Origin of the sequence: Mesorhizobium sp. M1334 (genome assembly GCF_040317995.1) — a bacterium.
In the GTDB taxonomy this organism is placed as follows: domain Bacteria; phylum Pseudomonadota; class Alphaproteobacteria; order Rhizobiales; family Rhizobiaceae; genus Mesorhizobium.
This window is the reverse complement of record NZ_JAMYLM010000010.1, coordinates 1-20464: the sequence shown is the minus strand read 5'-3', so window position 1 is coordinate 20464 and position 20464 is coordinate 1. Positions and strand designations below refer to the sequence as shown.

Annotated in this window: 21 protein-coding genes and 3 pseudogenes; 10 read left to right on the top strand and 14 right to left on the bottom strand. The window is 60.2% G+C overall.

Features of this window, described 5'->3' with window-relative positions; translation table 11 throughout:
- Nucleotides 1-36: 36 nt before the first annotated feature.
- The 3 genes from NKH17_RS18335 to NKH17_RS18325 are packed head-to-tail and all read right to left on the bottom strand — an operon-like array spanning nucleotide 37 to nucleotide 1895.
- Nucleotides 37-735 carry a transglycosylase SLT domain-containing protein gene (locus tag NKH17_RS18335; RefSeq protein ID WP_352971626.1) on the bottom strand — a complete coding sequence of 233 codons (699 nt, stop codon included), beginning with the start codon at nucleotides 733-735 and terminating at the stop codon, nucleotides 37-39.
- Between the two features lies 1 nt (nucleotide 736).
- Entirely contained in the window at nucleotides 737-1246 is a 510-nt protein-coding gene (locus NKH17_RS18330; protein ID WP_352971623.1) for a hypothetical protein, read from the bottom strand.
- Nucleotides 1247-1304: 58 nt separating this feature from the next.
- On the bottom strand, nucleotides 1305-1895 hold the full coding sequence (locus NKH17_RS18325) for a hypothetical protein (RefSeq protein ID WP_352971620.1): 591 nt from the start codon (nucleotides 1893-1895) through the stop codon (nucleotides 1305-1307).
- Between the two features lie 67 nt (nucleotides 1896-1962).
- Here NKH17_RS18325 and NKH17_RS18320 point away from each other — a divergent pair, with 67 nt between their 5' ends.
- Both NKH17_RS18320 and NKH17_RS18315 read left to right on the top strand, forming a co-directional pair.
- Nucleotides 1963-3024: an acyltransferase family protein gene (locus tag NKH17_RS18320; RefSeq protein WP_352971617.1), complete on the top strand. Its 1062-nt coding sequence runs from the start codon at nucleotides 1963-1965 to the stop codon at nucleotides 3022-3024.
- Nucleotides 3021-3299: a hypothetical protein gene (locus NKH17_RS18315; RefSeq protein WP_352971614.1), complete on the top strand. Its 279-nt coding sequence runs from the start codon at nucleotides 3021-3023 to the stop codon at nucleotides 3297-3299. The genes NKH17_RS18320 and NKH17_RS18315 overlap by 4 nt, the downstream gene beginning before the upstream one ends.
- A gap of 525 nt (nucleotides 3300-3824) precedes the next feature.
- On the opposite strand, the gene NKH17_RS18310 is transcribed toward NKH17_RS18315, so the two are convergent.
- On the bottom strand, nucleotides 3825-4163 hold the full coding sequence (locus NKH17_RS18310) for a hypothetical protein (protein ID WP_245263590.1): 339 nt from the start codon (nucleotides 4161-4163) through the stop codon (nucleotides 3825-3827).
- Between the two features lie 308 nt (nucleotides 4164-4471).
- On the opposite strand from NKH17_RS18310, the gene NKH17_RS18305 reads away from it, so the two are divergent.
- Together NKH17_RS18305 and NKH17_RS18300 are read left to right on the top strand one after the other, a co-directional pair.
- Nucleotides 4472-4795 (top strand): hypothetical protein, encoded by a 324-nt coding sequence (locus NKH17_RS18305; protein ID WP_352757026.1) that lies wholly within the window; start codon nucleotides 4472-4474, stop codon nucleotides 4793-4795.
- A 766-nt stretch (nucleotides 4796-5561) separates the two neighbouring features.
- Nucleotides 5562-6197, top strand: a complete 636-nt coding sequence (locus tag NKH17_RS18300) for a helix-turn-helix transcriptional regulator (protein WP_352971610.1) — start codon at nucleotides 5562-5564, stop codon at nucleotides 6195-6197.
- A gap of 276 nt (nucleotides 6198-6473) precedes the next feature.
- Here the strand turns inward: NKH17_RS18300 and NKH17_RS18295 are convergent, their stop codons facing one another.
- The 3 genes from NKH17_RS18295 to groES all read right to left on the bottom strand — a co-directional run bounded on the left by NKH17_RS18295 (nucleotide 6474) and on the right by groES (nucleotide 8959).
- Complete coding sequence (locus NKH17_RS18295; RefSeq protein WP_352971607.1) at nucleotides 6474-6824, bottom strand: hypothetical protein; 351 nt, start codon at nucleotides 6822-6824, stop codon at nucleotides 6474-6476.
- A gap of 119 nt (nucleotides 6825-6943) precedes the next feature.
- The gene (groL, locus tag NKH17_RS18290; RefSeq protein WP_352971604.1) at nucleotides 6944-8599 is read right to left on the bottom strand and encodes a chaperonin GroEL; all 1656 of its coding nucleotides are present in this window, start codon (nucleotides 8597-8599) and stop codon (nucleotides 6944-6946) included.
- 63 nt (nucleotides 8600-8662) lie between these two features.
- Nucleotides 8663-8959 carry a co-chaperone GroES gene (gene groES / locus NKH17_RS18285; RefSeq protein WP_006199659.1) on the bottom strand — a complete coding sequence of 99 codons (297 nt, stop codon included), beginning with the start codon at nucleotides 8957-8959 and terminating at the stop codon, nucleotides 8663-8665.
- Nucleotides 8960-9343: 384 nt separating this feature from the next.
- On the opposite strand from groES, the gene NKH17_RS18280 reads away from it, so the two are divergent.
- On the top strand, nucleotides 9344-9985 hold the full coding sequence (locus tag NKH17_RS18280; RefSeq protein WP_352971600.1) for a helix-turn-helix domain-containing protein: 642 nt from the start codon (nucleotides 9344-9346) through the stop codon (nucleotides 9983-9985).
- Here the strand turns inward: NKH17_RS18280 and NKH17_RS18275 are convergent.
- From NKH17_RS18275 to NKH17_RS18265, 3 genes and pseudogenes are all read right to left on the bottom strand, one after another.
- A pseudogene (locus tag NKH17_RS18275) lies at nucleotides 9963-10064 on the bottom strand (HPP family protein); the annotation flags it as partial. The gene NKH17_RS18280 and the pseudogene NKH17_RS18275 sit on opposite strands and share 23 nt — an antisense overlap.
- A 145-nt stretch (nucleotides 10065-10209) precedes the next feature.
- The gene (locus tag NKH17_RS18270; RefSeq protein WP_352971597.1) at nucleotides 10210-10887 is read right to left on the bottom strand and encodes a transposase; all 678 of its coding nucleotides are present in this window, start codon (nucleotides 10885-10887) and stop codon (nucleotides 10210-10212) included.
- Between the two features lie 133 nt (nucleotides 10888-11020).
- Nucleotides 11021-11488, bottom strand: coding sequence for a Ros/MucR family transcriptional regulator (locus tag NKH17_RS18265; RefSeq protein WP_352603893.1), 468 nt, complete (start codon nucleotides 11486-11488; stop codon nucleotides 11021-11023).
- 620 nt (nucleotides 11489-12108) lie between these two features.
- Here NKH17_RS18265 and NKH17_RS18260 point away from each other — a divergent pair.
- The 3 genes from NKH17_RS18260 (at nucleotide 12109) to NKH17_RS18250 (ending at nucleotide 15453) form a co-directional block, all read left to right on the top strand.
- Complete coding sequence (locus NKH17_RS18260) at nucleotides 12109-13752, top strand: MFS transporter (protein ID WP_352971593.1); 1644 nt, start codon at nucleotides 12109-12111, stop codon at nucleotides 13750-13752.
- 193 nt (nucleotides 13753-13945) lie between these two features.
- A protein-coding gene (locus NKH17_RS18255; protein WP_352971590.1) for an IS630 family transposase occupies nucleotides 13946-14894 on the top strand; the annotation gives its coding sequence in 2 pieces (ribosomal slippage) (nucleotides 13946-14281 and nucleotides 14283-14894; 948 coding nt in all).
- Between the two features lie 283 nt (nucleotides 14895-15177).
- Nucleotides 15178-15453, top strand: coding sequence for a hypothetical protein (locus tag NKH17_RS18250; RefSeq protein WP_352971587.1), 276 nt, complete (start codon nucleotides 15178-15180; stop codon nucleotides 15451-15453).
- A gap of 660 nt (nucleotides 15454-16113) precedes the next feature.
- On the opposite strand, the gene NKH17_RS18245 is transcribed toward NKH17_RS18250, so the two are convergent.
- A complete protein-coding gene (locus NKH17_RS18245; protein ID WP_352971584.1) occupies nucleotides 16114-16473 on the bottom strand; it encodes a helix-turn-helix domain-containing protein in 360 nt (119 codons plus the stop codon).
- 86 nt (nucleotides 16474-16559) lie between these two features.
- Here NKH17_RS18245 and NKH17_RS18240 point away from each other — a divergent pair, with 86 nt between their 5' ends.
- Nucleotides 16560-17144: a thioesterase family protein gene (locus NKH17_RS18240; protein ID WP_352971582.1), complete on the top strand. Its 585-nt coding sequence runs from the start codon at nucleotides 16560-16562 to the stop codon at nucleotides 17142-17144.
- 59 nt (nucleotides 17145-17203) lie between these two features.
- On the opposite strand, the gene NKH17_RS18235 is transcribed toward NKH17_RS18240, so the two are convergent.
- The 3 genes and pseudogenes from NKH17_RS18235 to NKH17_RS33415 form a co-directional block, all read right to left on the bottom strand.
- Nucleotides 17204-18134 (bottom strand): IS630 family transposase gene (locus NKH17_RS18235; protein WP_502910603.1). Its coding sequence is split into 2 segments (ribosomal slippage): nucleotides 17204-17282 and nucleotides 17281-18134, totalling 933 coding nucleotides; the frame shifts between segments, so codons are not numbered across the junction.
- Nucleotides 18038-18544, bottom strand: a complete 507-nt coding sequence (locus tag NKH17_RS33420) for a hypothetical protein (RefSeq protein ID WP_502910602.1) — start codon at nucleotides 18542-18544, stop codon at nucleotides 18038-18040. The genes NKH17_RS18235 and NKH17_RS33420 overlap by 97 nt, the downstream gene beginning before the upstream one ends.
- A 7-nt stretch (nucleotides 18545-18551) precedes the next feature.
- Nucleotides 18552-18817 (bottom strand): annotated as a pseudogene (locus NKH17_RS33415) (IS91 family transposase); the annotation flags it as partial.
- An 83-nt stretch (nucleotides 18818-18900) separates the two neighbouring features.
- Between NKH17_RS33415 and NKH17_RS18225 the strand changes: the two are divergent.
- Nucleotides 18901-20061 (top strand): annotated as a pseudogene (locus NKH17_RS18225) (IS110 family RNA-guided transposase).
- Nucleotides 20062-20464 lie beyond the last annotated feature (403 nt).

Below are 20464 nucleotides of genomic sequence, written 5' to 3'. Positions count from 1 at the left end.
CGGGCCAACGGCGTGGCCCTCAATAGGAAGGCGGGGTTACACCTGACCAGGGGCAACGTTGATGTCGCTGCCGGCGGGACCGGGAGCGGATGAAGCGAGTTTTGTGTCACCACCATTGGGCGTCGGAAAGTCGCCTGGTCCCATTTGGCAGACCGCTTGCGCGCCGCATCCCTGAGGAATGGATTGGCCGGCCGAATTGAGGGCGGCATAGCGGCGGTTTACGTCGTTCGTCCAGTTACGGCGCTGGCTTTCAGTGCTGCCGTTGTAACGATCGGCGAGGCAGCGAATACTTGACGTGCCGCCGCACGATTTGACGGCATCGCGAAGCGTCATTACGCCGCCTTCAATGTTTTCGGACAAGATGCCCCGATCCATTCCGTAGGCCCGGCCGGTCGCCCCCGTAAGCTGCATCGGTCCAAGAACGCCACTGAAGGAGCCGGCACATGCTGACATCGCGCCTTCGTGAGCGGACACGGCAAGAGCGAGCTTGGGATCAACACCATACTTGTTGGCGGCGTCGACAATCATATTGGCGATGTTCGGGCTGCGCTCCATCATCTCTTGCGTGGGCGGATAGCTCGGCAGACCCGCTCCGTCCGTACAAAGGGAACGCAAGGTTGTGTTGTCATTGAGGTCGCAAGAATTTGCATCCTGGTCAAAGGAATTCGCTTGCGCAACAGGCGCTTGTGCAACGACCAGGAGCGCGGAAAGGAGTATTGGGAAGGGACGCAGCATCTTACTTCCCCGGGCAGAAATTATAGATGGTGCCATTGATGGAGAGCGCGTCGCTGGATGGGCGCGTAATCTTCATCGGCGTGATGACCGGGGAGCTGCTGCCACGCTCTGTACATGAGGCTTGGAACGCATCGTCTGCATGACGGCTGCCTGCTATCTCGCAGGTGCTTGCGCCGACGGTGATTGCGTCGCCGTCGAATTCGGCAAGTTCGAGAGCGCCGACGCCATGGTCGAGATCGGCACATGTGTGCGTGGACGCTACATATGATCCCTGCGGAGCCTTGAGCGGATCAAGTTCTTGCGCGATTGCCGGCGAGATCAAGACGGCTAGAGTTGCGAAGATTGTCCGGTTGGCCATGGCAGATCTCCGGAACATCATCCCGCCGTGGCCGCCGGCAGGAGCCGCGGTCAAGGCCGCGCATCGCGCGCCGTCAGGGAAGCATTGATCCGTTGGCGATGGCCGGTGGCAGGCTGGTGTCCTGAATAACGTCAGGTTCTCCGTGTCGATCATGATTGCGCTCCTTGGGGCTATCGAGGTTGCCGAAACACAACGGCGTGGGCTGCTTCCTCTAGGGTTGCGGGATAGGGACCCGGAATTGGCATTCCTGGGCGATTTCACCTTGGAATACGATGCCGGCCCGAATGCTTTTGGCCTGAACATCATATGCACCCATCGCACCATTCCGAGCGAGGTCGGGGCGGACGTTATTCGGTTGCGCGCCATATTCGATGAAACAGCCGGAGCCAGCGTCAGCGACCGTTGATCGGCCGTTCTGGTAGATCGCCAAGCGCATGGGACATCGTTTCAGCGTGGCATTGCCGACAGGATCGGTGCGGATCGGCGAGCAGCCGGTGAGCGTGTGCAGGACCGAGAGGACGACGGTTTTGGTCGGGCTGCGAACGACGATGTGACTCTCGGAAGCTGGCGCGTTGGCGACCGCAAAGCGTGTATCGCCTTTGGCCACGTAGGCGTCGTTGTTCTTCTTCAGTCGGTCGGCCCATAGGGAGGCGTAGGGCACGGCTTCCGAGTTCGGGAGCTCGAGATCGGCATAGGTGACGGCGCGCCAGGCGTTCGGATCATGCGTGAGCGACTGGGCCGAAGCGTGGGGCGCCAATCTAAGGGCAGCCGCGACTGCGACAAATGTCAGGCGTGCATGCATTCCTTGCCTCGCTTGTGTGCCCTATGATTAAATCAATGTTGTGATGATTGTCGAGCGTGATATTTGGATGAGACAAAAACCCCGCCTATCGGGGCTAGATGAATTGCGAGGCCTGGCGATCGGGCTGGTGGTGCTGTCGCATGTCGGGCCGGTCTTCGGGACGGTCGCCGCTCTGCTGTTTGCGCCGGCGTGGAGCGTCGGGGTCGACCTGTTCTTTGTGATTTCCGGCCTGGTGGTGGAACGCTCATTGCGAAGCCTGCGCCTCGAGCGCGGTGCGCTCGAGGCGGCCTCCGCCTTCTATGTCAGGCGTGCTATGCGGATCGTGCCGCTGGCCTGGTGCGTCGGCGCCATCCTCTCGATCGGGTTGATCATCCCGGGAAGCGGCGTTGAGCCTGCAGACGCGAAGGCGGCATTCGCCTTCATCTCGAATGCGCATTGGGCACCCTGTTTCGGGGGCGCCACAGGATGCGGGAACGCCTTTGCGTTTGGGCCATTCTGGTCGATTGCCGCCGAGATGCAATTTTATCTACTGGCTCCGCTCCTGGTGTTCTTGCTATCGCGGCGGGCGCTCCTCGCGCTGGCCGGACTCGTTCTCGTGGTCGGGACGTTCACGCTGCGGCCCTGGGGCGGGACGCTTTGGACGTTCCGCATCGATGCAATCGCGGTCGGGCTGGCGATCGGAGCAACCATGGGCACAAGCGCATGGCCCCGTCTGACGGAATACCTGCGGGTGATCGGCAACATGGAAGCGGCGTTCTGGATGTCGATCGCGGCCTTCATGTTGGCGATCTTGCCGCCGGCGATGCATGGCGTGGCGACTGCCGTGCTGGCGCTGATGTGCGGGTGGATCGTGACAAGGGCGACCTTGCGGGATGATTCTGTGAACTGGCCGGGGCGGATGCTGCGCCGCTTGGGAGGCATCTCCTATGCCCTCTATCTGATCCATCTGCCGGTGCTGGCGCTGTTCAACTGGTCGCTTGGCCAATTCCTGGACGCTCCGGCGACGGCAACGCTCTCGATCGCGGTCGCGATCGGGCTGTCTCATGTGCTGACGGTGGCAATCGGAGATCCGCTCCGGCAGCTCGGCCGCCAATGGTCAAATCGAACAGTCCGGGAGGTGTTGCCGTGACGGAAGAAAATCGTCAGTGGTCGCTTGGTGGTGAAGATGTCGATCAAATTCCGCGAGGAGCGAGGGCGCTGGCGGAGCAGCTTTTGACCGAGACCGACGGCGATGCCGTGGCAGCGCTCGTCGCGGCATGCTGCGTCATTGGAGCCATGCGCTCGGCGGTATCGAAGGGTATGGTGCGCAACGGATCGCCGTTAGGGGTCGATATCGCGCAAGTGCTGGACGTGTTCGTGCGAAGCGAGCTCCCAGCAGAAGAGCAGAACCTGACCGGTAGATGACTTCGACCGCGAAGTAGCTACCATGTTGGGGGGCTGTGCGGCCTGCCGCTCGATCCCCCGGAATGCTGAATGCACGATATCCGCAGTTTGATCTTCGTGGACGACCGTCAGCAATGCCATGCACTGACACTGATTTCGCCAGGAAAGAGATTGAACTAAAGCCTTGCGAAACGCTTTGGCCGAACGACAGGATCGGTCTCGCATAGGGAAGCATGATCTTTCGGCCGGAGGTGAGCGATGCGGCCTCCATGCGTGAAGGTCGCCATGACTGCTGGCGCGACCACACGCAATACGCTCGAAGTCGCCGAAGACGGTCGTCGCAATCTTCGAACTGGGATCTGCACGAAGAGACGCGGTGGTGAATTGGCACGCTGCGTGACGACACATCCGGAGCGTCGTAAAAGCCGCTCGCAGCGTACCTCTCATACGCCCGCGGACAATCTTGCCACGCCGGCGCCGTTGGTTTGGCCGTCGGCTTCTGTGCGCATCTGGCCAGCCGACACGCGGCAGTGTGACGGCCGCCGCTTAGTAGCGGTCGCCGAACCAGCCCTTGCTCTTGGGCGGCGAGGGTTCCTGATAGGCCCACGGGACAGACTTGTAGGACGGCCTCGGGTCTTGGACGCGCCAAGCCTTCTGCCAGTAGTAGAAATTGAGGGGTACTCGGGCGAGCACGCGACCATCGGCAGACAGGAGGTCGGAAGCGCAGGCGACGACGGGGCCGTCGTAAAATTGCACGCGGCCAGTATAGCCGTTGAGCGCTCCTGGCCGGCAGGCAAAGACGCGAACGCCTGCAGCGATCGTGTCCGGGGCTTCCGCGGGGACGGAGATCGTCTTGATGCCTTCCTTGGTGATGAGCGTGCGCACAGGCACGGAGTTCCAATGCGAGCGGCGCAAGGCGTTATTCGCCTGAGCTTCGGTTGGGTAGCCGGCTCGCCGGGTAATGACCGGCGGGAAGCGCCCCCAGTCTGGCGCATATTCTTGCCGGCTGCGACTGACCCGATCAGGCTTCCAATAGGAGTCCGTAGCCGAAACGGGGCCGGCCGAATGTGAAGCATCCGGCACTCGCTCGGCGCAACCGGCGAGCAAGGCCGCGGATGCGACGAGGTGGAGGATGTGACGAAAAGAACGCATATCGTGCTCGGGGGTCATGGGTTTGCAGGTGAGAATTTCCGGTGAAGCCAAGGCATCTGGAAGGTGCTGGCCCAAATGCCGCGATGGGTTTTGCGAGCCTGACGCTCGATCTGGGCGTAGAGGGGGATGCGACGATCGAGTTCATCGGGGAGGGTGACGGCTACGCCTGCTTTCCGCCTTTCGCCGGCGACGTCGGCCATTTCGCTGGCTGCACAACGCCCTCGTCTTTCCGGATCGGCGAGCAGACAAGCCATTTTTTCAAGGTGGCGGTTACGAGCCATGCCATGGCGACAACCCCGCAAGGCAACGCCTGCTTTCCCAGCGTCGCGGTCTGGCCCAGGTCGCAGCCGTCGACGCCGCGATAGGTGCACGAAACAAAAGTTGATTGCTGGTTCCCATGGATCACTCCTCGTCAGATTCATTGAGTCAGTAAACGATCTTGCAAATCGCTGTGCAAGTGTCTCTGAATCATATCCCGCGAGGGGAGGAGGGGTGCTCGTATCCGGATCCGCGCCCGATGGGCCGGGTAGGGCCTCGGTGTCGAGTTGACGCGGGGCCATCAGGCAATCGATACTCTGAATGCGCGCTATGCCGTGGCGGTCGCAGCGGCATCCGCTGGACGAACTCAGCGGCTTCGTGGGCGGCCTTGCCTGATATCGCTGCGAGCCTTTCGAAGCCGCTGTTCGAGCGCTAAATAGCGAGCCGTAATCGAGTTCAGCTTTGTGAAAAACTGCCTGCTCTGCGCAGGGTTGCCCGGCGCAGGCGGGGGGAAGAAAGCAAAAAGAGCTACCCGATCAGCGTCTAATTGTTTTAGCTCCGAGCAGAGACGGCAAATTTCGTGGTCGTCCGTTCCGGAACTCCGATGTGATGCACGGCGCGAGGTACGCGTAGGGTTAGTCTGCCGACCCACATCGTTCGACGAAAGTAAAATCGTATCCAAGGCGTTTCCTCCACGCCGGGTTGTGGTCATCCAATCTGGAATAATGCGGGTTGCAACCTATGTATACTGGCGGTTTTGCCTGTCACTTTTGACAGGTCGTGAGACGCTGGAATCCAGCGAGGAGCAACCTAGTTCGATAGCCGCGCGAATGGCTTGGAGAGGCGCGTCGATAGCAAGGAGATAAGCTGGATATGGCGAGATTTGACTCAAATTTTCACGACGTGACGGAGGGTATTCACGCAGTTGCCTCTCCTGCGGACGCGGCGGACCTTCTGAACACAATTGTCGAAAGTTACGGTCTTGAGACGGCGGCCTTTCTTACCGTCAGGCCGGTTTACGAGGAACCGAGTAAGCCGTTCTATGTGACCACCTATTCGCCTGACTGGGTGAAACGCTACATCGAGAAGGATTTTTTCGACATCGATCCCGTGCTTCGCTATGGGCTGCGTGCTGTGAAATTGGTTGATTGGAAGGAGATCGACCTATCGGACAAGCCCGTGCGCACGTTCTTCGGTGAAGCGAGGGAACATGGTGTCGGGAAGCATGGCGTCACGTTCCCGGTTAGGGGTGTCGACGGCGACCGCGGCATTCTGACGGTGACGAGCAACGAGAACGCAGCGGCGTGGCAGACGTTTCTCAAATCCGAGGTTCGCGACTTCCAGCATCTCGCCGGTGAATTTCACAATGCTATCGGTCGAATCCAAGGAAGGCCACGCCATCCGACTGTCTGCTCCGATAGAGAGATCGAATGCCTGAAATGGTACGCGAGGGGAGAGAAGGTCAAACGGACCGCAGAGATACTGTCGCTATCCCCTCGCACGGTCTGATTTCATCTTGATCTGGCACGGGCAAAGCTTGGTGCCAAAAGCTTGGCCCATGCGGTTGCGATCGCGGCAGAGCGCGGCCTTTTCTTTCAAAGACTGTTCTGATCGGTAGCCAAGCGCTTCGCGGGAAGCCGCCGGCAAAACTCGTTCCGTTTCGTGAAGCTGGGAATGCTAGAACGACTGAATCATGGGGAAAAAAGGGAGGCGTCGCTCTGGACAACCTGATCCGGAAAGGCACCGCGACGCTCCAAGGGTAGAATGCTGGCCAAACCAAGTGTCCTATTCGCAAACCACACGGTACCGCTTGCCGGGCTCGCTGATGTTCTTGCAGACAAGCGGCTTGTGTGGCTCGGAAGAGGAGAGCGGCGGACTTGCGGCCGGCGATGCCCGTCTGTTTGATGTCTTGAGACTTGCCGTACGGCGCGGTTCGAGTCTCTCCGGCTCCTGTGGCGCAACCGGGAACACGCTGGCTTCGATCCGCCGCTGCTGCAGGCGTGGCGGCTCTTTGTCGAAGAATCGCCTGGCATCAAGCGATCTCGGAATAATCACTGTACCATCATCGCTGTGCGCGCAGCCGCTGCCCAACAGTAAGGCCAGCCCCAGGAAAAAAGGCAGAATCCGTTCAAACATAAGCATACCCTTGGCGGGCGTATCCCCCGGCTTGCGGGTCGCCGACAACCGGCGCAAGGGCGCGAAGAAAGGGCGGCATTGCTTGCCGCCCTTTCGAAATTGTCGAGATGCGTGGACCTTTAAAAGCCCATGCCACCCATGCCGCCCATGCCGCCGCCGCCCATGCCGCCAGGCATACCGCCGCCAGCCGACTCCTTCTTCGGAGCCTCCGCGATCATGGCTTCGGTGGTGACCAGCAGGCCGGCGACCGAGGCCGCGTCCTGGAGAGCGGTACGAACGACCTTGACCGGATCGACGATACCCATGGCGATCATGTCGCCATATTCGCCGGTCTGGGCGTTGTAGCCGAAGGTCGCGCCCTTGTTCTCAAGGATCTTGCCGGCAACGATCGATGCTTCCGCACCTGCATTCGCGGCGATCTGGCGGGCCGGAGCCTGCAGCGCACGACGAACGATGTTGATGCCGGCAGCCTGGTCGGCATTGGCGCCTGTGGCCTTGATGTTGGCCGAAGCGCGCAGCAGGGCGACGCCACCGCCAGCGACAATGCCTTCTTCCACGGCCGCGCGGGTCGCGTTGAGGGCGTCATCGACGCGGTCCTTCTTTTCCTTGACTTCGACTTCCGTCGCACCGCCGACGCGGATCACCGCAACGCCGCCCGCGAGCTTCGCGAGACGTTCCTGCAGCTTCTCCTTGTCGTAGTCCGAAGTGGTCTCTTCGATCTGCTGCTTGATCTGGGCAACGCGGCCCTGGATCTCGGCCTTCTTGCCGGCGCCGTCGACGATGGTGGTGTTCTCCTTGGAGATCGACACCTTCTTGGCGCGGCCGAGCATGTTGAGGCCGACGTTCTCGAGCTTGATGCCGAGGTCTTCCGAGATGACCTGGCCACCGGTGAGGATGGCGATGTCTTCCAGCATGGCCTTGCGGCGATCACCGAAGCCCGGCGCCTTGACGGCGGCGATCTTCAGGCCGCCACGCAGCTTGTTGACGACCAGCGTGGCCAGGGCCTCGCCTTCGACGTCTTCCGAGATGATGAGCAGCGGCTTCGAGGTCTGCACGACGGCTTCGAGAACCGGCAGCATGGCCTGGAGGTTGGAGAGCTTCTTCTCGTGCAGGAGGATGTAGACGTCCTCGAGCTCGGCAACCATCTTGTCGGCGTTGGTGACGAAGTAGGGGCTGAGGTAGCCGCGATCGAACTGCATGCCTTCGACGACTTCGAGTTCGGTCTCGGCGGTCTTGGCTTCCTCAACCGTGATGACGCCTTCGTTGCCGACCTTCTGCATCGCTTCCGCGATCATCTTGCCGACCGACTCGTCGCCATTGGCCGAGATCGTGCCGACCTGGGCAACTTCCTCGGAGGTCTTGATCTTCTTGGCAGCCTTGCCGAGTGCCGAGACGACTTCGGTCACGGCCAGGTCGATGCCGCGCTTCAGGTCCATCGGGTTCATGCCGGCGGCAACGGCCTTGTGGCCTTCCTGGACGATCGACTGCGCCAGAACGGTCGCCGTCGTGGTGCCGTCGCCGGCGATGTCGTTGGTCTTCGAAGCAACTTCGCGGACCATCTGCGCGCCCATGTTCTCGAACTTGTCTTCAAGCTCGATTTCCTTGGCGACGGTGACGCCGTCCTTGGTGATACGCGGCGCGCCGAACGACTTGTCGATGACGACGTTGCGGCCCTTGGGGCCGAGCGTGACCTTCACCGCGTCGGCGAGGATGTTGACGCCGCGCAGCATGCGCTCGCGGGCATCACGAGAAAATTTTACGTCTTTGGCAGCCATTTTTAGCTCCTGGCAGGGGCTTTAGATTGAGCCCGGGAATTCAGTTGATGAAAAGGCCTGATATCAGCCAATGATGCCCATGATGTCGGATTCCTTCATGATCAGAAGGTCTTCGCCATTGAGCTTGACTTCGGTGCCCGACCACTTGCCGAACAGGATGCGGTCGCCAGCCTTGACGTCCAGCGGGACGAGCTTGCCAGCTTCGTCGCGGGCGCCGGAGCCGATGGCGATGATCTCGCCTTCCTGCGGCTTTTCCTTTGCCGTATCGGGGATGATGATCCCGCCGGCGGTCTTCGCTTCGGACTCGACGCGGCGAACGACCACGCGGTCATGAAGCGGCCGGAAATTCGACTTTGCCATTTTTGGATTTCCCTGGTGAGGATGTTGAACGGTTCTCCGTTGCCGGAGAAGGTTAGCACTCGCCAGTGGCGAGTGCTAACGCGGCAGTGAGATAGGCTGTCGGCTCGTACCAGTCAAGACGCTGAAGAAAGGCACGGGCGAAGAGCAAAAAACGCGCGGCCCTGCGAGCGCAAGACGCCGTCACTGTTGTGACTGCCTGTGACTGCCCCACCGTTCCTCATGCACCCCTAACAGGTGTCGTTAGGGCAGGAAACGCGAGGCGCGTCACTGTCCAGTTGGCCCAAATCGACGCTGCATCCGACGGAAGCGCCATAGCATAGAAATTTTGGTGCAGTACCATCGACGCTGACATTCCTGATAAGTCGGAATCGCTAAGGTTGCCGAATGAACGCCGGGGTTGGAAATGACAGGCGCTCGAGCTATGTTGTCTGTCATTTTACTATGGGCTATATCGTCGAGGCAAAAGGGCCGAGCGACAGGCAAGTTGTGCGCACGCATCGATTTATGAGACGAAATGGAAACGGCGAAGTGGACAACCCGCTTCGCGCCAACATTGCGACGGTCCTCGAGGCCGAACGCCGGCGAAGGCGGCTTCGCCACCAGGACATGGCGCAGTTGTTTCATACTTCGCCTGGTGAGGGTCTCGCCTACCGGACCTACATCAAAACTGCTCGGCGTAGGAACAATGTCACCTTGCGTACCTTAGACATGATGGCCCGTTCTCTTCGGATCTCGATTGCGGCTTTGCTGACAGCCAGAACCGATATCGAGCCTTGGGTTCATGAGCTTGAAGACCACTCAATCCGGAGGCGTCTTGGCGCCATTCTCAACAGCGAGCGCGCGCGCAGGAACCTTCTGCTGTATCAGATGGCAGAGTTGATCGGCGTCTCGGAGATTACATTCGGGAAGTTGGAACGCGGCGCTGGAAATGTCAGTGTCGATACAATTGCTGGCATCGCTAAATCACTCTGTCTGGATCCCACGACATTTTTGTTCCAAGATCAAATTGCGCCGCGATCACCCTGACCAGCGCCGAAATCGTATTGCCGCCGATAAACGGCCAAGGTTGCGCCAACGGCACGGCGATGAGCAGTACGGCCGATGCTCTCACCTTCGAGGAACGCGAGAGCACAGCGACGGAAGACGAGGTCGACCCCTAATAGGCCGCGGCGCCCGGACCATCGAGGTAGCTTGGACCGGGCTTGACCGGCGCCGCTCCCATTCAAACCCGTGGGGCTGGGACTGCCATGTTATAGTCCCAGCCGTCTCTTCAGTTCCGCGTTCTCTGTACGCAGACGTTCCGCAAGCAGGTTCTTCAACCGCTTGTTTTCTTCCTCCAGCGCCAGAAGATTTTTGAGATCGTCACCCGCTGGCGCGGCAACCGCGGCCTTCTTCTTCCATTGATAGTAGGTCTGCTCCGATGTGCCGGCCTGCTTCACGGCGCTTTTTAGAGTGGCGCCGCCACTGAGCAACTTTTCGATTTGACTGAGCTTTTGGACGCGCTCCTCTTCGGAGTACATTTTGCGGCCGAGCCGCACTGAACCGACGCTCTTATTGGCCTCGGATGAAGCGCCGTTCTTACGGGCCGACCTCAAATCCGTCTTTGTGTTTCGCGGCGGGCGGCTCTTCTTCTTCGTCTCTGGAGCCTCGATGTTCGCAGCGCCTTTCGTAGCGGCGTTTAACGGTTCAGTATGCTCGGTCTCTGCCATGTGATGCTCCTCTTTTGCCTGGTCCAAACGTTCAGCATTAAAAGTCACGATATTGGAATCAACAAACTGACGGTTTGACGTGTCCATCTCCTCGAGTTGCCGTGTTGTCTCGGCGAAAGCAGCTGAGAGATCCATGTCGCCCCAAAGGGAATTGTCGCGTTTTTGATAGCCGCGCCTTTGCTTGACTTCCACGATAAACGGTCGGGTCTGCCGCCTCATAATTTCATCCTTGATTGCATGCCAATTGAACAGGGACACCACTGCCGAAGAGAGCAGCACCGCGCAGGCGCTTCCCAGTGTTGGTGCAGAGCTTTACCCGAGCGAAGGAGCGATTTTTGGCGAAAACGTTCGATCAGGCTTTTGGCTTCCGATTGCCCGATTTCTGCACCGGCGGTCCTTTTGCAGCTTGCTGGGGTGGTTTTCGCCCTAAGCCCGCCTTTTTTGCCAAAGACGAGCGAGTTGCCGCGTAATTCGGCGCAACCATTGGGTAGTCGGATGGCAGTCCCCATTTCGCACGATAATCGGCCGGGGTCATACCATAGCTCGTAGCCAAGTGACGCTTGAGAGACTTGAACTTCTTGCCGTCCTCCAGCGAGATGATAAAATCCGGCGTCACGGATTTTCTGATCGGAACCGCGGGCTTCAACGGCTCTGCCTCTGGTTGGGATTGGGCACCAGACGGCAACGAGTGCAACGACCGGTATACATGATCGATCACAGAGGGAAGTTCTCCCATAGGAACCGGATTGTTGGATACGTATGCCGAAACAATTTCGGCGGTTAGCTCTACAAACGCGTTGCTCGTTTCACCCTCAGCCAACGTTTTCCCTCCTAGTCAGACAAATCGCACAAATGGCGAGAATAGAGTAGCCCCGCGATGTCTGCAATCGCACCCCATACCGGGCAAATAGCCGGGCGCCCATGACTCCAGTGCACGCAATCGCCACCTCGCGCGTGCTGACCGCCGAACAACGTTGTGGTCCGATCACACGGCTCAGCTGCTGATGGCGTGCGTCTCTGGCGCTTCTGGCCTATACCGAGGCACTCCGCTTCGCGCCAAGGCAGTAGCCAACCGGGCATATCGACATGCCCAGCGGTCTTCGCTGAACGTCGTCAACTGGCGTCGCTCGTTGCGTGCATGAAATCGTCCAGCCGATGCTAGAGGCCCTGCCAGCCCCGCGGCAGTTTGACAACGCAGCGATCGGCGCGGTAGCACCGTCCAAGGCCAAGAGTCGCAGGGCAGACCACACCCCATCGGGCTGCGCGACCCAGACCAGCTGACGCCCAACCGGCACACACATCGCGCATCAGCACCGTGGATGCGACATCGGCTTTGTTGTGAGCGCGATATCATAACTTGGTTGTGACACAGCTGGGCGCAAGCGCACCGCTGTCAGCAGGTGAGCGAGCGAAAGAACTACGTGGTGGAGGTGAGAAGTCATGCGTCGAGATTCCCGCCCCTTCGCGGCAACCACACTGATCCCTCTTCGAAACCCGGTCTTTCGTTCGATCTGGACAGCCACGCAGATATCCAGCCTTGGCTGGCTCGTGCAAAGCGTTGCCATAAGCTGGCTCATGGCCACGATTTCGGCCTCTGATTTGATGGTTGCGCTGGTGCAGGCGGCATCGACGCTGCCCGCCTTCTTCTTGTCGATTGTTGCTGGAGCAATTGCAGACAGCTTCAGCCGCCGCGGGGTGATGCTTGCCGGACATTGCCTGATCGCACTGGCATCCACGGCGCTGGCGCTCTCTGTGGGGCTGGGCTTTGTCAGTCCATGGCTGATCCTGGGGCTGAGTTTCTTGGCCGGGTGCGGCTTTGCCTTGAACGATCCAGCCTGGCACGCATCGGTCGGTGACATCCTGGAAAAGCGCGAGATACCCGCTGCGGTAACGCTGATGTCGGTGGGGTACAACGTTGTTCGGAGCATAGGACCGGCGCTGGGCGGTGTGATTTTGGCGTTGCTGGGACCGCTGTCGGCTTTCGTCTTCGCGGCGCTGAGCGACCTGGTCCCGTTGAGCGCTGTCTTGCGCTCCAAATGGCAAGTTCGCTCTTCGCCTCTTCCGCGCGAGCGGATGACGACGGCCATTCACGATGGCATGCGCTTCACGGCGATTTCCTCGGAGATCAGAGTGGCCATTGTGCGTGCTACCCTGTTCGGGCTGTCGAGCATCTCGATTCTTGCTTTGCTCCCCCTCCTGGTTCGCGACCAACTGGCGGGCGGGCCAATTGTTTACGGCGTCCTGTTGGCCGGCTTCGGCACAGGCGCCTTGATCGCCGGCATTAGCAATAGCTACTTGAGAAGCATCACGTCGCAAAATCGATTGATCACGCTCGCGTCCATTGCGTGCGCAACGTGTTGCCTTTTACTGGCTCTCACATCATCGGTGGCTGTAGCGGCGATCGCGCTTGCAATCGGTGGCGCAGGCTGGGTTGTCACCTGGACCGGAACCGACGTGTGTGTCCAGTTGGCAAGCCCGAGGTGGGTCGTTGGTCGCACCCTGTCGATCTACTACGCCTTGACCTACGGCGGCATGGCAGCGGGCAGCTGGATCTGGGGTACTGTCGCGCAGAACTATTCCCTGACATGGGCTTTGGAAGGTGCTGCAGGGGCACTGTTGCTGGTTGCAGCAGCGGGAAAGCTCTTGCCGATACAGCTATGGGAAGAATCGGATCAAGGGGCCTCCGACTTTACGCCGCCAGAACTGGCCCTCGATCCGAAACCCAGGAGCGGTCCGATCGTGATCAAGATAGAGTACTCGATCGCCGAGGAAAACATCGAGGAATTTCTGCGCTGCATGCGCGAAAGGCGCCGCGTTCAAAGCCGTGCCGGTGCGCGGGACTGGACCCTCCAGCGCGACCTTCAGAAGCCGACGCTTTGGACCGAGACATTCCGCACGCCGACATGGACGGACTATCTTCGCCTGAATCATCGGCTAACGGTAACCGACAGGGAGCTAGGCGAGCGCATTGCCGCTCTGCAGGTCGATGGTTGTCCTCCTCGTCTCGCACTTTCGATCGAGCGCTCGACAGGTCCTGCCGCCGGCAGCCAGGTTCAGCCTGTGCCCTTTGTGTCCCGTCCGTAACGCCTCCGCAGTTGGAAGCTGGTCGTCAGTCCTGAGCGGTCCATCACCTTCGCTTTGTTTTACGAGGAAGCGATGGCGGTGGGCCGGCCGGAGCGAGGTCTAGAGCGGTTCCTGATTTGACGGAATCGAAGGGGATTCCCGATCAGTCGGTTCTGTGATTCAAGATGCTGGCTGGAGTGGAGGCCAGCATCGGATGACGCGACCGCTTTCGGATGATCTTCGCGAACGTGTTGTAGCGGCGGTTTTGGGTGGCGAGAGCCGCCGGTCGGCCGCGAAACGGTTCGGCATTTCGGTTTCGGCGGCGGTGAAGTTGTTGCAGCGCCATCGGGCGACTGGCTCGGTTGCGCCTGGCAAGATGGGCGGACATCGCAAGAGGGTGCTGGAGCCGCACCGTGCCTTCATCGAGGCGCGTCTGCGTGAGACACCGCATCTGACGCTGCACGGTCTGAAGGATGAGTTGGCCGCACGCGGGGTCAAGGTCTCGCACAACGCGGTCTGGATGTTCTTGAGGCGCGAGGGCCTGAGCTTCAAAAAAAACGCTGTTCGCCCTTGAGCAGGCGCGCGCCGATATTGCCCGCAGGCGTCAGCGATGGCGCTCTTGGCAGGCCGGCCTCGATCCGCAGCATCTGGTCTTCATCGATGAGACCTGGATCAAGACCAACATGGCTCCGCTGCGCGGTTGGGGGCCGAAGGGCAAGCGGCTGCGCGGCTTGGCCCCGCACGGCCACTGGCGCACGCTGACCTTCCTCGGCGCGCTACGCTGCGATAGGCTCGCGGCACCTTGCGTCTTCGACGGCCCGATCAACGGCCAATGCTTCCGCGCCTATGTCGAGCAACAGCTCATCACCGTGCTGAAGCCCGGCGATATCGTCATCATGGATAATCTGGGAAGCCATAAGTCGGCCGCCATCAGACAGATGATCAAGGCCGCCGGCGCCAGGCTTTGGTATTTGCCGCCCTACTCTCCCGACCTCAACCCGATCGAGCAGGCCTTTGCCAAAATCAAACACTGGATGCGCCAAGCGCAGAAGCGTACCGTCGAGGACACTTGGCGCCACATCGGCCACCTCGTTGAAACGATCGAGGCAACCGAATGCAACAACTACTTCGCAAACGCCGGCTACGCTTCCGTCAAAACGTGAAAGACTCTAGGCAGCAAGCATTTCCAGTGGGTTGGGCTGTGTGGCTCTCGCATCCAGGAAGGTCGGCGCCGCAGAAACTTGGTTGCCAGTCAAATTTTTGTTTTCTCGACGCTTCACGAATTAGGATTGGATGCTTCTCTGTTGGGCGTGATGGGAGGTAGGCTGGGGATGGGGCGGCCCGAGCGAACCCACAAAACCTTCACACGATGCAGGTAATGCAGGGGACCTCGTCGAACGTGTCGGCAGGCTGGCTGGCGTTGCTCACCACTGAGCGGAAAGAAACATGCTGAAAATGACGCGCCTCGAGCTTCATGGGCTGGTCTGGTCGAAACCAATGATCGAGATCGCAAGACTGCATGGCGTCAGGGACCAGCACGTCGGGCAGGCTTGCGACGCCAATGACATCGCTCGGCCGCGTGCCGGCCATTGGCAAAGAGTAGAGCACGGCAAGACGGTGGAAGCCGTCGCGCTCGACAACAAGAACAATTCTCCAGAGGCGATGGTCATTATCGATCCGGCGGTCGGGAGGCCCGGCCGGCTTAAGCGGGGCACGACATGAGACATCTAAAAGATAAGCGGCATGATCCGCTCAAGGGTGGCGCTGGAACTGCCACCCGAAAATGGCATCTTGGCCCAGGAATCGAGCCGCCATCGCGGAATTTGCACGGATAGACGATCGAGATCCTAGGGGCGCTCCGAAAGGTATCTCGCGCGACGCACCAATTCACCTTGCTCGCGAGATATTTCACCATTACGCCTGATTGTCTGGCTCGGGGAGCCGCGGTCAGAGGAGCTTAGAGCGTTCGTCTAGTTTGACCAGACGATCAGGGCGTTTCAAGTAAGACAGATTTGTCGAATCGAGATGTATGACCGTCGTCATTGTTTCGACGGATCTCAACAATACTGAAGTTAGATGCGATGTATTATCTTACTGAGGAGATCATCCATCATCCACCTTGTGGAACCTGCAGTTGTAGCAATAGGTTACTAAAACATATCCACTGCTTGACCGAAACGCACAAGCGACATCTTCCTTCGTTGAAAAAAGGCTCTCCCCCGCGCGCCCTACGCTCGCGAACAGCCTGCCCTCCGTCCGAGCCAGCCGGGAGGAGGAGAGGGCGCTGGTCTCCGTGTGCGCGAGCACCGTCAGAGCCTGCCAGGTCATTCCGTACTCTCCGCCAGAAGGATAATTATGCTGGATCGGCTCTCGAATGGAAGCCTACCCCTCCACTTTATCGGAAACAGGTAGATCCCCTGTTGGCGAGATCTTTTCGGAAAAGAGGAAGGTCGCTGGATCAAGTTTCAACGCCTTAGCGATCGCGGCAATCGTGTCCACGCTGATGTTGCCGCTCGCGCGCTCCAGTTTCGTGAAGGTCGCCTCCGCCACACCGATGAGTTCGGCCGTCTCATAGCGGTGCAAAGTACGTCGTTGTCGCTCAAAATCGATGATGTGCGCCAGCCGCTTGCGGATCGCATCGTCGTCCAACCGATGCGCCCATTCCGGAACTTTCTTACCGCCGGCGAGCAGTCCTGCAAAGGACACTTGCAAGCCGTTTGCCATGATCTGCAGCGTCGTCAATGTGACATTATTTTTCTGACGCACAGTCAGGGAAGCGCGGGATAAGGGAGCTCGAACGCATCCGGGACCAGAACCTGGTCGGGATTATGCATGCGCTCAAGGCCGGCGACGAGGGGCGAGGGTGGGGGGCTGGGAAGCTTCTGGCAGATTTCGAATCCCATCTTCGGAAAACCGCGCCAAAACGCGAGGTCAGTCCTAGCCAGCATCTGTTGACGCTGCTCGAAGTAACAGTCCCGGCCGCCTGGATCGACTATAATGGCCATATGACGGAGTACCGGTATACACAGTGCTTCGCCGACGCCTGCGATGCGCTTCTCCTACTGATCGGCGCCGACGCCGACTATGTCAAGGCCGGGCACAGCTACTACACCGTGGAGAGCCATGTTCGGCTCCTTGGTGAGGCGAAGCTTGGTGACGCCCTCTACGTCGAGGCGCAACTCCTTCCTTCGGACGGGAAAAAGGTCCATGCGTTCATGTCCTTGCACAGAGCCTCGGACGGTCGATTGCTGTCTACCTATGAGAACTTGATGCTCCATGTCTCCTCAAGTGAGGGTCGTTCCGTGGCCCCCTTGCCCAAGATCATGGCGACCCTCCAGCCATTACTCGACGCTCATGCCAATCTCCCTTCGCCCGATGGGGCAGGGCGCTCTGTGGGCGCCGGCAAGCGGTAGGCGTGCTCAGCGAAGTCACACCTTCGCTCCACAAAACAATCGGCTAGAGCGTGTTTCACTTAGATTGAAGCATATCCAGCGTTTACGAGATAGTTGGCGCACTCTGCGGGTTGAAAGCTCTCGAGGAGCGTTCCGATACGTCGCCATGTGGCCTACAGTCTGTTCCGCGGCCTTTCGCATGTGCTTGAGCTTGGCGAAGACCTGCTCGATCGGGTTGAGGTCTGGACTGTAGGGTGCCAGGTAGAAGAGCTTGGCTCCTGCCGCGCGAATGGCGCGACGAATGGCTTGCCCCTTGTGGCTGCCAAGATTGTCCATGACGACGACGTCACCGGGCGAGAGCGTCGGCACGAGGAACTGCTCAACCCAGGCCGCAAAGCTTGCGCCGTTGATGGGACCATCGGTAACGCAGGGCGCGTCGATGCGCTCGCAGCGCAGCGCGGCCAGGAAGGTCAGCGTGCGCCATTTGCCATGCGGAGCCTTGGCGACCAGCCAATGCCCACGAGGCCCCCAGCCCCGTAGCCGCGCCATATTGGTTTTTGCCCAGGTTTCGTCGATGAACACCAAGCGCCGTGGATCAAGCCTGTCTTGATACTTCCTCCATTGCGCCCGGCGCCGCGCAATCGCCGGCCTGTCCTGCTCGCTGGCGAACAGCGTTTTTTTGAAGCTGAACCCGGCCTCCTTCAGCACCCGCCACACCGACACCGGGGCTGCCACGATGCCGCGCTCGGCAAGCTCCGCCGACAGCGCTCGCACGCTCGACTGTGAGGCTACCCGCTCCAGCAGCCACACGCGATGTGGTTCCAAATCCCGGCCGGATTGACGCCCCATGCGCAACGCCGACGCGCTTCCGCTCGATCGTTGGCGTTGCGACCACTTCACAACACTCGCCACGCTCACCCCGAACAATGCAGCCGTTTCCCGGCATGTCCGGCCAGCCGCAACCGCCGCAGCAACGCGCTCACGAAGATCGTTTGAATAGGGTCTTGGCATCCGATGCTGGCCTCCGCCCAGCCAGCATCTTGAATCACAAAATCACCGCGTCGTGAATCTGGAGGGATCTGTAAGGTCGCGCGGCGGTGATGGTCTGGCTTGGGGCGGTGCGCGACCTCATTGAATCCGGATTGAGCGAACCCGCTGACGCGGCCACGCGCTGTGGGATTAGTGTCGCGAAGCCCGTTCCAGGTGAGCGGCTTGGTGTGATGCAATGCTGCCATGTCGGTGAAGACGAGGCCGAGACGCCGACGTTGACCTAGGTGATAGACGCGCCCGTCGGCATCTTGAGCGTGCTGCGGGGTAATGCGTCTGCTCTTCGGGCTGGTCGGGAAGATGACGATATGGGGGTTATTGCGTCCGTCGACGCTGATGCCGCGACGCTGCCACGATCGATGCTGGGGCGACATCCTGTCGTCATGAGGTATCCGGCTGCGGTCGTGACGGCCCGGTGTGCGGCGCGGCAGCGTGGCGGTGATGCGCAGAATGCCGCCACAGCAGGGACAGACGGTTGGGTCAAAGCGCGGGAGCGGCCTGGTGGTCTCGCCGGATGCGGCGGTCGGAGCGGGTTTCATCGCCACCAGGAGTAGCCGGATGATGGCGCACCGGGTCCGGCGGCATCCATTGGCGATGAAGCCATAGTGGCGGATGCCGTGGAAGCTGTCGGGCAGGCAGTGCAGCAGTGAGATCCCATGACGGGTGGTGGATAGCGACCCGCGCTCTGGCAGAGTGGGGTTGCTGACCAACAACTCTGTGGAGGCCAATCATGCATGTTGTAGCCGATCAATCTGCGGCGCCTGCCGCTATCCGCACCCATCTTGGCGCGATTTTCGTTTCATTGGAACTCAGCAAGTCGACGTGGCTGGTGACGTCGCTATTACCAGGCGGGGGTGAGCGTATGTCGAGGCATGCGGTGCGAGGTGGTGATATTGCGGGACTGCTGGCGCGCTTTGCACAGCTTCGGGAAAAGGCTCAAGTGCGCACCGGCGAGACCTTTCGGATTGTCGTCATCCAAGAGGCCGGCTTGGACGGTTTTTGGATCCACCGTGTCCTGGAGCATGAGGGGATCGAGAGCCATGTTGTTGACCCTGCCTCCATTGCCACCTCGCGCCGGCGACGGCGGGCGAAGACCGATAAGATCGACGGCGAAACGTTGGTGCGCGCACTGCTTGCTTATAAACGCGGCGAGCCACGCGTATGCGCGATGGTGAAGCCACCGACGCCCGAAGCAGAGGATCGGCGCCGGATCTGCCGGGAGCGCAAGGTCCTAGTCAGTGAGCGGACGAGCCACGCCAATCGCATCAAGGGGCTGCTATTTGCGCAAGGGATAACCGGCTATGATCCGCTGCGACGTGACCGGCGCGAGCGGCTTGACGATCTCCGGACGGGTGATGGCCGTGTGCTGGGCAGGCAGCTCAAGGCGCAGCTCATTCGCGAGCTCGATCGCCTCGAGCTGCTGTTCGAGCAGATCAAGTCAGTCGAAGCCGAGCGTGACGCGTTGCTGGCCGCCGATGTCGCTGACACGCCTGTGGCGTTGCTGCTCGACCTCAAAGGCATTGGCACCGAGAGTGCCGCCATCTTGTATACGGAAGGGCTGTTCGAAAGTTCGACAACCGAAGGCAGGTTGCAGCCTATGCCGGGCTTGCGCCGACGCCTTGGCGGAGCGGATCAATCGACCGCGAGCAAGGCGTCTCAAAGGCTGGCAATCCCCGGCTCCGGACAACAATGATCGAGCTTGCCTGGCTGTGGCTGCGCTACCAGCCCGAGTCAGCGCTCTCTCGTTGGTTCCGCGAACGAGCCGAGTGTAACGCCGGGCGCGTGCGCAAAACAACGATCGTCGCGCTCGCACGAAAGTTGCTCGTCGCTCTCTGGAAATATGCGACCGCAGGGGGTGGTCATCGAGGGCGCCGTCATGAAAACCGCCTAAGGCGATCAACCCTGCATACCTGTCCGGAGGGGCCAATCAGCCCCACGCGGATCCAGGGAGACAACCGTATCCGCCGCTGGTCTGAACCACCGACAGGAAGAATGGTCTCGTCCTCCTGAGCCCCTTGCCCGCCGAAAGCGGGATATTGGTGCAGCCGTCCCGGACGGCGACCGCATGTGAGTTGGACCAGGCTCGGAAATACGCCGCGCCGCGTCAACGCAGCTGGGCTCAAACCCTGGAAGCTCCGCCAACAGAAAAGGAGGAATTATGCGCCTTTGATATCACTTGACCTGAAACTCCCATACCTGTCCGGAGGGGCCAATCAGCCCCACGCGGATCCAGGGAGACAACCGTATCCGCCGCTGGTCTGAACCACCGACAGGAAGAATGGTCTCGTCCTCCT